This window comes from Flagellimonas beolgyonensis (assembly GCF_003992615.1).
In the GTDB taxonomy this organism is placed as follows: domain Bacteria; phylum Bacteroidota; class Bacteroidia; order Flavobacteriales; family Flavobacteriaceae; genus Flagellimonas; species Flagellimonas beolgyonensis.
In genome coordinates this window covers 144,791-158,584 of the sequence record NZ_RZMY01000018.1, presented here as the reverse complement: position 1 = coordinate 158,584, position 13,794 = coordinate 144,791, and the positions used below count along the sequence as shown (strand labels likewise).

Below are 13,794 nucleotides of genomic sequence, written 5' to 3'. Positions count from 1 at the left end.
GAAAATGTTGACGTCAAAGTACATCACCGAGATTTAGGGTGCGTGTTTCCCCTTTAAAATTGGTGACCCGAATTTCCTGTGTCTCTTGCTTATTGAATTTTAAGGTTCGGGAAGAATTGCCCAAATACCCGTCGCCATAAACGAACTCCATTTTCCTTTCGGTACCGTCCTTGGTCTTGATGATCGCAAATGCATCATCACTATTTAGGGAAACCCTGGCGTCCCCATTGTCCATCAACTGGTAGGCCTGAAGCGTATCGGAGTTCATTCCAAAGAGCAATACCGAATTTCCATTTCCCATTGTAATGCTTGCTGCCCCTTTGGCACTACCTGAAATATTCAGGCCACTCTTCATCGGGTTAACAACGGTAAAATGACCTTTTCCATCTCCCAGAAGACAATACCCAATGGAAGCATCATTTTGCCCAATAAAGGGTTCAATATCGAATTGGTTGCCGGTGACCAAAACATCCAGATTTCCATCGTGGTTATAGTCGCCTGTCAACATGCCAAAAACCGGTGAAAACTGTACTTGGTTGGGCAAATTACTGATTGTGAATTTCCCATTGCCCAAATTTTCAATATAGCTACTGGCAAAATTGTACACCTTCATTTGCTCTGCCCCTGAAAGACCCACTGCTTTCTTCACTTCCTCAAAATCCGCCCTTGCATAAGAATCATTGTCCTTGAACTTGCCCTTCATGGAACTGATCTGGTCCACCAAAATATCGCGTGTATGGATCAAGTGTTCCTCTCCTCCCCTAAAGCAACTGATTAAGGGATCAATGGTCCCGTTGCCATCAAAATCCTTGGTATAAATGGTCAATGGCTGTTCCGGGGAACATTTGAAATCGCTGTTCAGTCCAAAATTGCCCACTAGGTAATCCATATCGCCATCGGCATCGAAGTCGCCCGAAACAACACTGTTCCACCAGCCGCTGGTATACTTCAAACCTGTGTTGTTTGTTACATCCTGGAATTTTCCTTTGTTGTTTTTCAAAAAAGTGATGTCCATAAATTCGCCCACCACGATCAAATCGAACCATCCGTCATTGTCAAAATCGGTCCAGAGGGCATCGCTTACCATTCCCAGTTCCTGTTCGGGCAACACATCCAAAGTAACATCCGTAAATCCATTTGGATCGTTTCGAAGCACATAACTTTTAGGACTCTTGGGATAAAATCCATTGATGACCCTTCCACCGATGAACACATCCAGGTCACCATCTTTGTCAAAATCCGCCAATTCCACACCGGATCCCCTGGATTTCCTTTTGAACAGGGTCGCACAGGTGAAGTTGCCTTCGCCATCATTATAATAGGCCATGTCTTCATAATTCTGCAACGCCATTTCTTCAATACTACCACCGTCTACGGCTAAAAGATCCAAGTCGCCATCATTGTCCAAATCGACAAAAACCACACCCATATCTTCTTTTAGTCCAGCACAGGCTATCGGTTTTTCCACAAATTTGTCACCCTCCACCTGCATGTAGAATGTTCCTTTCTTTTCCTTGGTTCCCCCTATATAAAAATCTTCCAGTCCGTCGCCATTTACATCGCCAACGGCAATCCCCGGACCTAATTTTGTGTTCATTTTTAATAGGGTGGTCTGCAATTTGAATTCGTCAAAGTCGTCCTCGACATGCTTATAATCAATTCCCAGTTCTTGGGCCACCTCCTTGAACAATTTTGGCACGTTATTCTGGAAAAGTCTTTTTGAACCCGAACCTGCATTGGCAATATCCGCGACCAGTTTTTGGTTGGCATCAACGTCTTTTATTAGCTCCGAGGAACCGTCATACCAGTGCACCACAATGGAGTCCACCTTATTGGCATGGCCCAGTCCAAAGTGGAGTTCAGGATCCATGGTGGACAAGTACCCTCGAACCGTAGAAGCAAATTTGTATTGGGTTTTACCATCTTGATAAACCCAAACTTCCGTTCCCGTTAGATCCTCGTTGGCCTTCCCTTTCAATTGTAGGGTCAGGTACGAAATTGGATCATCGGCCGTGGCCTGCTCCATGGTATTATTCCTGTAGATGCTTACAGGGTCGTCGATGTTGTTCACCACCAGATCAAGGTCTCCATCATTGTCCAAATCCGCGAAAGCAGCCCCATTGGAGTACAAGGGAGTTTCAAAGCCCCATTCCTCTATTTTTTCAGTAAAGGTCAAATCTCCATTATTTTTATATATGTAATTGGAAAGTTTGACCTCCGGTAAGCTGCTTACACGCTCCAATTCGCCTTGGATCAGTTCATCCTCGGTTTGATATTTGGCCGGTCTCTGAGTATAGGATTGGTAATCCAGGTTGGTAATGTCCCTACGATACCCGTTGGTAATGAAAAGATCATTGAACCCATCATTGTCAAAATCCGCGATCAAAGGGGCCCAACTCCAATCGGTGTTATAGATACCACTGAACTGGCCTATTTCGCTATATGTCTCATTACCATTATTGAGTTGAAGCGTGTTTCGGACAAACTGTGGTGCATATCCCAACGAAATATTATGATCCAAAACATCCAAACTCGGTTTCATCATGGTCTGTTTGATTCGCTCGTTGCTATTGGGAAACATATCCACGGTAAACAGTTCGGGGTTCCCATCATTGTTTAGGTCGCCCACGTCGTTGCCCATTCCGTTATAGCTCAAATGCTTGAAATAATCCGTAAGCCGATCACTAAAAGTGCCGTCCTGATTGTTCACCAGTAAAAGGTCGTCGGTTAAAAAATCATTGGAAATATAGAGATCCAACCAACCATCCTTATTGATATCGCAGACCGAGACACCAAGTCCAAAACCTTCCATGGTAATGCCTGCTTCCATAGATATATTGGTAAATGTGCCGTCGCCATTGTTTCGGTACAACCTATCCGTACTCTGTGCACTTCCATCGCTTGTTTTGTATTTGCTTGTGTTTCTATTATAGTCGACCAGGGCATTGGTAAGCACATAGAGATCGCGGTCCCCATCTTTGTCATAATCAAAAAACACGGACTGCATGCTGTAACCTGTATCGGCCACGCCATATTCCTTGGCCATGTCCTTGAACGTACCATCCCCCATGTTCACGAACAATCTATTGGCCCAATCGTCTCGCGACCATTCGCGCATGCCGCCACGGCTCACATAAATGTCCAAGAGTCCGTCTTCATTGATGTCGGTCATTGTTACCCCGTTGGACCAACCTGTGGATTCTATTTGGGCAGACGCACTGATATCTTCGAACACAAAATCCCCCTTGTTCAGATACAGCTTGTCATTTACTTGGTTTCCTGTTAGATAAATATCTTTTAGTCCATCATTATTGATATCGCCAATGGCAACCCCTGCACCATTGTACATATATTCGAACCCAACAATGTTCATGGTATCCGATTCCACTAATTTGTTGATAAAATCCACCTGGGTGTGTTGGGGATTTAAAAGTTCAAAACGAAGGGGTTGGTCATTTTTTTTGGAACAGGAAATTGTCTGCAAAACCAAGACTGCGAGGACTATTAATCTGTTATTCATTAATCGAGGTATGTATTTAGTTTAGTGATTGGTGGTTCAAAACTCATTAATATGGCCGGACAACATTCGCTTTGTTCCGACAAAATTCTTTACAATGATAAAAATTCCTTTTTTCCCAACTGCAAATTGCAACCAATAGGCATTTGTTCAATTCAGGCAATGATTCCTTGAATTTGGTTCAACTATTTTAATCAAATTATCCATAGACCCAAAGGGTTAATCCTCCCTTATTCCCACATTAACCAACTATTAATCAAAAAGTTAAATAAGTGTTAAAAAAATCTTATCGAATTCAAAAATTGACTGAAGATTGAAAGTATTTGCCCTCTTAAAGTTTTAAAATTTAACTTAAGATATTCCAAATATGGATATTGCTTTTTTAGATTTATAACAAATTTGTCCAATTCAATTTGTTTTATCAGCAAAAATATCTTTTAATTTGTCATTATCATTTTAAGATTTCTTTAAGCCTTTTAATGATTTACAAAGAATATTTTAACTTTTTATTTAATTTATTACAAACTAAACCTAATTAGAATTATTTAACTGAAATTAACTAAACAAACCTCGACAATTATGAATGAAATCAATTGTTCATGGCCAAAGCATGGTAGGCCTTTGCTATCCTATGCCTTTGGTTTATTAATGATGCTGTGTTGCAGCAATTTCGTCCGAGCCAATGAGAACTTTCCAGATTCGGCGCTCGAAACAATTCAACAAACAATTACAGGTACGGTAACCGACGAAAATGGAGAAGTCCTGCCTGGCGCCAGCGTTCTGGTAAAAGGGACAACCAATGGTACCCAAACCGACTTTGACGGTAACTTTACCATCCAAGCCGATGGCAATGCCACCTTGGTATTCAGTTATGTTGGATTCAAGACGCAGGAAATTGCTGTAAACGGAAGATCTGTAGTTAACATTACGTTGATGGAAGATGCGAGCCAGCTGGATGAAGTGGTTGTATTAGGTTACTCCACCCAAACACGTGGCGATTTGACAGGTTCTGTTGCTTCGGTAGACCTTTCAGAAGCCACCAAAGCTCCACTTGTGAACGCCGCTGAAGCCTTGGAAGGCAGGGTAACCGGTGTATCCTTGATCAACTCAGGAACTCCAGGTTCTTCACCAACTATCCGAATTCGTGGTTTTGGTTCCACCAATGGCAACGACCCGTTGTTTATTATCGACGGTGTCCAGACCACTGATGGCTCCATTTTGAACGCCATTGACCCTGCGGACATTCTTCAAATGAACGTTTTGAAAGATGGTGCTGCTTCCATTTATGGTGCAAGGGCTTCCAATGGTGTTATCATCATCACTACTAAAAATGGTGGTTACAACATGGAAACCGCTGAAGTTTCGCTTGACATGTACACCGGTTTTTCTAGAGCGGCAAACCTGCCTGGCATCCTGAACGCCGAACAACATGGTCAAATGATATTTGATAGCTTGTCCAACGATGGTTTGACTCCTACTCATCCGCAATACGGAGATGGTGCGTCCCCTGTTGTACCATCCACTATTATTGGTGCTCCAGTTCCTGTGACCACCAGAACAAGTGGAACTTGGTTTGATGACATTTTTAGAAGTGCTCCGACCCAGAATGTTTCCCTACGATTGGAAAATGGAAATGCCGGGGCCAAATATTCCGTAACCATGTCCTATTTGAATCGTCAAGGTATTCAGTTGGAGTCGTCCTTCAAAAGAGGATTGACCCGGGTGAACTCTGAGTTCAAAATTGGTGATAAAGTTAGGGTGGGCCAACACTTGAACGTTTCCTTCGCCAACAGCAGCGCTCCTAAAAATCCAAACACAAGTCTTGGTGGAAGCCCCTTGATGTTGGCCATGCGTAACAGCCCATTGTTACCTGCTTTTGCAGACGATGGAAGCTATGCCGGTACTTACAGCAATGCATTGGGACTTTCCAACCCTACCAACCCAGTTGCTGATTTACAACGTGCTGGAGATGATTTTTATAAGACGTTCAGGATATTGGGCGATATTTATGCTACCTATGAAATTCTTGACGGCCTTACCGCTAAGTCATCCATTGGTGGTGATGTGGAATTGTTGAGCACAAGAGCCTTCTTACCAACTAACCCTGAACACTCAGAGGCAAGATCGACCAACCAATTGACTGAATCCGATGTGGATATCTTCAACTGGATCTGGACCAATACCTTGAACTACAACAAAACCTTCGGCGATCATACCATCAATGCCCTTGTGGGTATCGAGGCCGTGGAAACCAGAAACAAGCAAAAGACCATCAGTGTTACCAATTTCTTGTTTGAAACCCCAGATTTCTATTTGTTGAACAGAGGTTCCGGAGATCCAACATTTGGTTTTGTAGGTGACAACACCACTTCACTATTCTCGGTTTTTGGTAGTGCAAATTACTCTTTCAAAAACAAGTACTTCCTGACCGCTACTTTACGTCGTGATACTTCATCAAACTTCTTAGGTGACAACAAGAGTGATGTATTCCCTGCTGTTAGCGGTGGATGGTTGATGAGTGATGAAGATTGGTTCGACCTTGGTATCGTCAATCGTTTGAAGTTGAAAGCGTCCTATGGTGAATTGGGTAACCAATCGGTTCCAACAGCAAACCCGACCATCAACGTTTCTCAAATAGATCCTGCACAATCCAACTATGCCTATAATGGATCTGGTGCTCCAGCGACCGGTGCCATTGTAAGTGCCATCGGTAACCCAGATTTAACTTGGGAGACCTCCCAGACCAGCAACATCGGTATCGAACTGGGCCTTATGGAAAACAAATTGAGTGTGGAATTTGAATACTTTAAGATCAAAACCAAAGATTTGATTGCTCAAGATTTCCAACGTATCAGTACAACTGCAATTGATGCCAATGCACCATTCGTGAACATCGGTAGCGTGCAGAACACTGGTTTTGATTTGGCAGTTGGCTACAGGGACCAAACCGAATCCGGTTTCTCCTATGGTGTGGATGTGAATGTTTCGCGTTACAAAAACGAGGTGACCGATTTGATCAACGAAATTCAATTTGGTAATGCTGGTTTCCGGGGTGGTGCCGTAACAGCGACCCAAGTGGGACAACCTATTTCCTCTTTTTATGGATTTGATGTCGTTGGTGTTTTCTCCAGCGAAGCCGAAGTGAGTGCCGCTGCAAGTCAAGGGTTTGAAACCCCAGCAGACGGTGTTGGAAGATTCCAATACCGCGATGTTAACGGTGATGGTACAATCAACGATGAGGACAGAACCTTTATAGGATCTCCCCACCCAGATTTCACCTATGGTATCAACATGAACTTTGGATATAAGAATTGGGATATGTCCTTGTTCTTCTCCGGTGTTCAAGGAAGGGATGCATACAATTACTCCAAAATCTTTACTGATTTTCCTACCTTCTTTAACGGGAACAGAAGCACAAGGGTATTGGATGCATGGACACCACAAAACACCAATACAAGCATTCCCGCTTTAAGTTCAACCATTACCAACAACGAATCCAGTCCAAACTCTTATTTTGTTGAGGATGCTTCCTACTTTAGGCTCAAAAACCTTCAGATAGGCTACACACTTCCTGATACCATTTTGGATAAAATCGGAATGAACCAGATCAGACTTTATGTTCAGGCTTCAAACTTGTTTACCATTACTGGATACAATGGTATGGATCCAGAAATTCCAATCTTGGTAGCTAGCGGTTCTGTGGACAACTTAACCCAGGGTGTTGATACAGCTCCATATCCATTGGCCCAGATTTACACATTTGGCGTTAACTTAAAATTCTAAAAAAAAATGATGAAGAGAATATTTTTATACGTAATACTAATCTGCACTGCAGTTGCCTGTAAAGAGGATTTTACAGAACAGCCTGCAGTCGGTTCGTTGACCGATGAGGCAATAGCCAACGAAACAGGTGTTGACCTCCTTCTTACCGGCGCCTACTCCGCTTTGGATGGTGTTCGTTTGAATCAAATCGGAAACGGATTTGCCATCAGTCCAGATAACTGGTGGTTCGATGTAATGTCCGATGATGCCCATAAAGGCAGTACGGATAGTGACCAGGTAGAACTTTACCAATTGGAAACCTATGACATCCAAACCAGTAACCCCTACATTTTGGGTAAATGGTTGTCGTTGTATGCAGGGGTCAACCGTGCCAACGCGGTTATTGCTTTGATTGCAACCATTGAAGATGTCGATTTCTCAGCTAAATTGGCCGAAGCCCGTTTCCTTCGTGGTTATTTCAACTTTGAACTGCAGAAAATGTACGGCAATCCTGCCTACATTTCTGAAGAGAACTATGCTGCAACGGAATTCAACCAACCCAACACCGGTCCTATTTGGGATCAAGTGGAGGCTGATTTCCAGTACGCCATCGATAATTTGCCTACAACCCAACCGGTTGCCGGTAGACCAACTTCATGGACTGCAAAGGCTTTCATGGGCAAAACACACTTGTTCCAATCGGAATGGGGAGCTGCGCTTACGTTGTTGCAAGATGTCATCAACAATGGGCCTTACAGCTTGAATGCTGAGTTCTTGGACAACTTCAATGCTGCGGGTGAAAACTCAGCCGAATCAATTTTTGCCATTCAGTTTGCATCCGATGGTGGCCAGTCCTTGAACGGTAACATTGGTGGAACACTGAACTTCCCAGGTGGTGATCCCTTTGGATCTTGCTGTGGTTTCTATCAACCAACTCAAGATTTGGTGAACGCATACCAAACAGATGGTTCAGGTCTACCATTATTGGACACCTTTAACCAAACCGATGTGGATAACGATCAAGGAGTTCCAAGTGCCGATCCATTTACACCACATGCTGGGCCACTTGATCCAAGATTGGACTATACTGTGGGTAGAAGAGGCATTGATTATAATGGTTTCGGACCTATGGCAGGACAAGATTGGATTCGAGCATTGCCATCCGATATCTCCGGACCTTATCTTCCCAAGAAGAACATTTACCAAGCTAGTGAATTGGATGCCAACCAAGGTACAGGTGCTTGGGGACAACAGCATTCGGGAATAAACTATAACGTAATGCGCTTTGCAGATGTATTGTTGATGGCCGCAGAAGCCGCTGTTGAAACCAACGACCTTCCAACTGCCCTTGATTATGTGAACAGGGTAAGAAATCGTGCCAAGAACATGAGCTACGTATTGAACGAAGCTGGCGATGCCCCAGCTGCCAATTACCAAATTGAACCTTATGGTTCATTCCCTGATGTGAACTTTGCCAGACAAGCTGTTCGTTTTGAAAGGAGATTGGAATTGGGTATGGAAGGCCATCGTTTGTTCGATTTGAGAAGATGGGGCGTGACTGTTGATGTATTGAATACATATATTGCCAGCGAGGATAGGACCATTCCTAACTTCAACACAAAAGTGGCAACTTATCAAGCCTATATGGATCTATTACCAATTCCGGTTACAGCGATTGACCTTAGTGGTAATATCTTGACCCAAAACACAGGGTATTAAATAGTTTAATTGAGTTTAGTTAAGCGTTTTCCGTTTAGTACCTATAAGGCCCCGTCAATTGACGGGGCCTTATTACTTTTATAAACATTGATTCGCTACTCAAAAAGATGGATGACCAAAAAGGGAACTTTGGTATTGAATGCTATTTTTTTAATGACCGGTTCACGGGTCAATCGTTCAAAAAAAGTATGGTCATGGTTGATCATCACGATCAATTGAATACTATCGTCTTCCTCAATTAATTGCTGAAGGGTGGCATTAACCGAAATATTTTCAGCTGCATCCAGAAATTGATAATCCGCAACTTTTAACAGACCTTCCAAAGCTGTTTTGGACTCGAGTTGTCTCTCATTCAAAGCTTCCTCGGGCCCCACATGCACTATTTTGATGTTCGAGCCAAAATGTTTGGCCAATTTCAAAACTGGTTTAAGTTCATACGTTTCAAAAGAATGCTCATACCCCGTCGCCAACAATATGGTATTGATACTTGGTTGAATTTCATAATCATCAGGAATGGCCAATACCGGACAAAAATCAATTTCCTTGATGATTTTATAGGTATTGCTTCCCATGAACACCTCTCGAACCCCTGAGGCTCCCTTTGTTCCCATTACAATATAATCCACCCCTTGGTTATACACGGTTTTTCCAATGGCGTTTACCAACGTATCGGCAACGGAAAGTGTTTTAAACGAATGCTTCTTATTGGTGCCCCGCCCGTGGATTCGTTCCATCACCCGTTTCAATTCGCGTTCCGATTCCTCCTTCATCAATTGAAACAATCGGGTGTCATTGGCCATTCCCATTTTGGTCGACAAGCCTGACGAGCCAACCTGAAAGGCATTTACAATAAAAAAATCACAGGGGACATCCCTAAAAATTGTTAAAGCATACTTCATTGCATGCCATGCATTTTCAGAGAAATCCGTCGGCAATACAATGCGTTGCTTTTTCATGGTCTATCTGTTTAGGTTTTGCATGACCAAGAAGGGGATTTTTACTTTCAAACCCAATAAATCCACGGTTGATCTATACAGCATATCCTCAAAAAAGGAATGCCTGGAATTCACCATCACCAATAAATCGGCCTTTTTCTTCTCGATGTGTTCCATGATGGCTTCTGCCCTATTTGTTACGGGAGTGGTCTCAAAAAACACATAGGAACGGGAAAGGGTCCCTTCCAAAAACAATTTATTATCCTCTTGTCTTGGACTCAAATCTTCAAAATCGGTAATATAGAGGCAATGCACATTGGCTTTGAACTTTCCGGCCAGGTCATCCAACAGTTTCAATTCCCTTCTTTTATAGGGCAACATATAATCCGTGGGAAAAAGAACGGTTTTGGGCTGGTGGTATTTAAAATCCTCTGGAATGGCCAAAACAGGGCATTTTACATATTTAAAAACCTCGATGGTAAAACTGCCAAAAGTGGTTTTGTGGTCGCTGGTCGATCCCTTGGTCCCCATAATCACCAAATCGATGTTCATTTCATCCACAAATTCGTTCACGCTGTCTACCAGCGCATCAAACGCTGCAATGGTTTCAAAGGTATGTAATGGATTGGGTGGCTCATCGATTACGTTATCGAGCAAATCATCCAATTTTTTCTGCACCTCTGCCTCCTTTCCTCGTTTCAACTCATCCAACTTGTCCTGATCCACATTTTTGAATTCACCATACACCTCATCGGCATAGGCATGCAGCACAAAAAAACAAGCACGCTCACATTTATAAAGTTCTTGGGCGTATTGCAGGGCATGCAACGCATTCTTTGAGAAATCGGTGGGTATTAAGACAGTTCGCATGACATTTGGGCTTTATCCAAAGATAGCGGTAAGGCCACACCTAGAAAATGACATTGGTCAATCGAATACCGAACCTAGGCTATTGGTATTGGTTTGCTTTCCCAAGCCATCTTCAGTTTCAAAATAGGAAGGTTGCCCCATTATAAGCAGGAGGATCTTTTAGGAATGGCTTGTCCTTTACACTAAATCAGAGCTCATTTACCTGCCAAAAAAATCCCCTGTTCAAAATCGGGAACAGGGGATTTCAAATTTTATCAGTTGAATGCCGTGGAGAATTTCCACTGGGTCTTATAATCTTTGCTCAAGGGTTTATCCTGTAATAAGGCGCGTAACAGCTCAATGGGCATCCGCCCTTCGTGCATTACACGATCGTGAAACTGCTTCTCGGTCCAGCCCTGCTCCAACATTTCGTTTCGCAATGCATAAAACTGCAATCCACCCATCATGTAGGCCAATTGGTACAGCGGGGGGTATCGCGTGGTAAAGGAGCGACGGACCTCAGCTTCTGCATTGGCGTACTCATGCCCCACTTCATCCACCAATAGGTCGATGCATTGCTGTGGGGTCATTTCACCCATATGGAACTTTAAACTGAAAATGATACGGGCACAACGGTGTATCCGCCAAAAGAGCATCCCTAATTTTTGTTCCGGGGTCTGCGGAAAATCCTTGTTCCAGAGTATGATTTCCCAATACAATGACCACCCTTCCGTCCAAAATGGGGTATAAAAGGCATTGCGGTAACTCTTGTGCCTATTGGTCATAAAATATTGCAGGTTATGGCCGGGCAATAATTCGTGGTGCACCGTTGCACGTGAAAAATTGGGGTTGTTGCCACGCATACTCATCATTTTATCGTCATGATCCATTTCATCCGTTGGATACGATATGATGATGTCGGTACCTCCCAAGAAAAAGGGGCTCACTTTTTGCCGCTCGGGGCTCATCATTTTCATACCCCAAGTTTCCTTGGCCATGGCCGGAAGGGTGATCAAATCCCTCTCCTCAATGAAATCGACCGATTGGTTGTACAGGTCCATGATGGCCTGTGGTTGCTCCCCGGCGGGCACATAGGTATTTTTCACATGCTCCAAGGCTGCTTTCCAATCATCGCCATATCCCAATTCGCGTGACGCCTTGATCATCTCATTTTTACACCAATCAAATTGTTCTTCTGCTGTTTTAATCAATTGTTCCGGGGTATAGGGAATAAACTCCATGGCCAAACTTTCCATAAGTGCGGCTTTGCCAATCGGTATTCCGATAATGCCACTGCCATCGTCCTTGACACTGTTTTCGGAATAGTTGTTCTTAAGGAATTCGGCATACGCTTTCAAATCTTCATTCAAACGTTTAAAAGGCTGTTCCACCCACCAGGTAAAATCGGGGTCGTAACCGTAGTAAAACTCATAAGCTTCTTCCAATGTTTTTTGAAAGGATAGCACCACATTGGAAGCCTTTTCGGCGGTTTGCCAGTCTTTAAATGGTTTGTTTTTTCTAGTCTCGGTTTCTGCCACAATGGCTTTGGCAGCGTTTTGCATGTGTCCCGCCAACTGTTTGGAATCGGGTTTTTTGCCTCTTCTTCGTTCTTGCATAAATGGCACCAACTCTTTACCCAAATCCATAACATTGGCCACCGCTTTGAACTCGTTGCAATCATTGGAAAGGAAATAATCCCCCTTGGTCACGAGATTTTTCAAAAGGATGTAGTCCACTTTTTCCTGTTGGGAAAGGGAACCAAATTCAAGGTCATCCATTCGTTTGGACCAATCATCATAAAATTTGGAAAACCGTTGGTAGTATTCATCGGATTCTTTCATGATATACACATGGTTGAGTCCCCAATTGTCCGCTCGGAACTCGTCTATCAAATCCGCAAGTTTGCTGGTCTGAGCCGAGACCGCAATGGAAGCCAAGAGTACCAACCAAATCGAAATTCCCTTCAAAAGTTTATACATGGTGCTAAGTTTTATTGGTTCATATCTAAATTACCTGGAACCCATGGGCATAAGGGTCGTCATCGTCAATAATGATGTTGTTATATCCTGTTACTTGAGCCCAACCCTGAATACTAGGCACAATGGCCTGTTTTCCCGCCAAGGTCGATTCCTGCTCCACCTTGCCCACAAATTTGCTGCCGATGAAACTTTCATGAACAAAAGATTCTCCCATTTTCAGTTTTCCTTTGGCAAACAATTGGGCCATTCTTGCCGAAGTTCCCGTTCCACAAGGTGATCGGTCTATAGCCTTATCCCCATAAAAAACAGCATTCCTACCAGAAGAAGCTGGATCTAAAGGTTCGCCTGTCCACATCATATGACTGACGTCCCTTATCGTTGGATTTTCAGGATGGATGAAGGCATCGGGATATTTTTCGTTGATGCGCTTGCGCACCACTTGGGAAAATTGAATGATCTGTCCCGCAGTGAAATGTTGCAATCCTTTGAAATTTTCTTGGGGATCCACAATTGCATAATAATTGCCCCCATAGGCCACATCAAAAGTAATCTCGCCCAATTCTGGGCAATCGATGGTCAGGTTTTCTGCCGCCAAATACGATTTTACATTGACCAATTTGACCCATTCCACCTTTTTACCGGTCAGTTTGTATTCAATTTCCACCAAACCTGCGGGTGCTTCCATGCGGATTTTCCCAGGCACCTTTGGGGTGATCAACCCTTCTTCAATGGCTATTGTAATGGTTCCGATGGTGCCATGACCACACATGGGCAAACAACCGGAAGTTTCAATAAACAGAATAGCAAAATCGTTTCGGGGGTCGTGGGGTGGAAACAGAATGCTCCCGCTCATCATATCATGCCCTCGGGGCTCAAACATGAGCCCTTTGCGAATCCAATCGAATTCACGGAGAAAATGCTGCCGCTTTTCGCTCATATTTTCCCCCACCAAATTGGGACCTCCACCAGCCACCACCCTGACCGGGTTGCCACAGGTATGGGCGTCCACACAAAAAAAGGTTTTTCTTGCCAC

At 43.5% G+C, this 13,794-nt stretch carries 7 protein-coding genes; 2 read left to right on the top strand and 5 right to left on the bottom strand.

What is annotated here, in order from left to right; genetic code table 11:
• Positions 1-13: 13 nt before the first annotated feature.
• Positions 14-3,520, bottom strand: coding sequence for a VCBS repeat-containing protein (locus EO131_RS15170; protein ID WP_127024122.1), 3,507 nt, complete (start codon positions 3,518-3,520; stop codon positions 14-16).
• 576 nt (positions 3,521-4,096) lie between these two features.
• Between EO131_RS15170 and EO131_RS15165 the strand changes: the two genes are divergently transcribed.
• Both EO131_RS15165 and EO131_RS15160 read left to right on the top strand, forming a co-directional pair.
• Positions 4,097-7,300 carry a SusC/RagA family TonB-linked outer membrane protein gene (locus tag EO131_RS15165; RefSeq protein ID WP_241243873.1) on the top strand — a complete coding sequence of 1,068 codons (3,204 nt, stop codon included), beginning with the start codon at positions 4,097-4,099 and terminating at the stop codon, positions 7,298-7,300.
• Between the two features lie 6 nt (positions 7,301-7,306).
• Complete coding sequence (locus EO131_RS15160) at positions 7,307-8,998, top strand: RagB/SusD family nutrient uptake outer membrane protein (protein ID WP_241243872.1); 1,692 nt, start codon at positions 7,307-7,309, stop codon at positions 8,996-8,998.
• A 95-nt stretch (positions 8,999-9,093) separates the two neighbouring features.
• On the opposite strand, the gene EO131_RS15155 is transcribed toward EO131_RS15160, so the two are convergent.
• The 4 genes from EO131_RS15155 to EO131_RS15140 form a co-directional block, all read right to left on the bottom strand.
• Positions 9,094-9,954, bottom strand: coding sequence for a universal stress protein (locus tag EO131_RS15155; RefSeq protein WP_127024119.1), 861 nt, complete (start codon positions 9,952-9,954; stop codon positions 9,094-9,096).
• Between the two features lie 3 nt (positions 9,955-9,957).
• A complete protein-coding gene (locus tag EO131_RS15150; protein WP_127024116.1) occupies positions 9,958-10,803 on the bottom strand; it encodes a universal stress protein in 846 nt (281 codons plus the stop codon).
• A gap of 254 nt (positions 10,804-11,057) precedes the next feature.
• The gene (locus tag EO131_RS15145) at positions 11,058-12,761 is read right to left on the bottom strand and encodes a DUF885 family protein (protein ID WP_127024112.1); all 1,704 of its coding nucleotides are present in this window, start codon (positions 12,759-12,761) and stop codon (positions 11,058-11,060) included.
• A 25-nt stretch (positions 12,762-12,786) separates the two neighbouring features.
• A complete protein-coding gene (locus EO131_RS15140; RefSeq protein WP_127024109.1) occupies positions 12,787-13,794 on the bottom strand; it encodes a 4-hydroxyproline epimerase in 1,008 nt (335 codons plus the stop codon).

Coding starts and splice junctions, on each gene's coding strand:
- EO131_RS15145 (WP_127024112.1), bottom strand. CDS start 12,761: ATGTATAAACTTTTGAAGGGAATTTCGATTTGGTTGGTACTCTTGGCT.
- EO131_RS15170 (WP_127024122.1), bottom strand. CDS start 3,520: ATGAATAACAGATTAATAGTCCTCGCAGTCTTGGTTTTGCAGACAATT.
- EO131_RS15155 (WP_127024119.1), bottom strand. CDS start 9,954: ATGAAAAAGCAACGCATTGTATTGCCGACGGATTTCTCTGAAAATGCA.
- EO131_RS15165 (WP_241243873.1), top strand. CDS start 4,097: ATGAATGAAATCAATTGTTCATGGCCAAAGCATGGTAGGCCTTTGCTA.
- EO131_RS15160 (WP_241243872.1), top strand. CDS start 7,307: ATGATGAAGAGAATATTTTTATACGTAATACTAATCTGCACTGCAGTT.
- EO131_RS15150 (WP_127024116.1), bottom strand. CDS start 10,803: ATGCGAACTGTCTTAATACCCACCGATTTCTCAAAGAATGCGTTGCAT.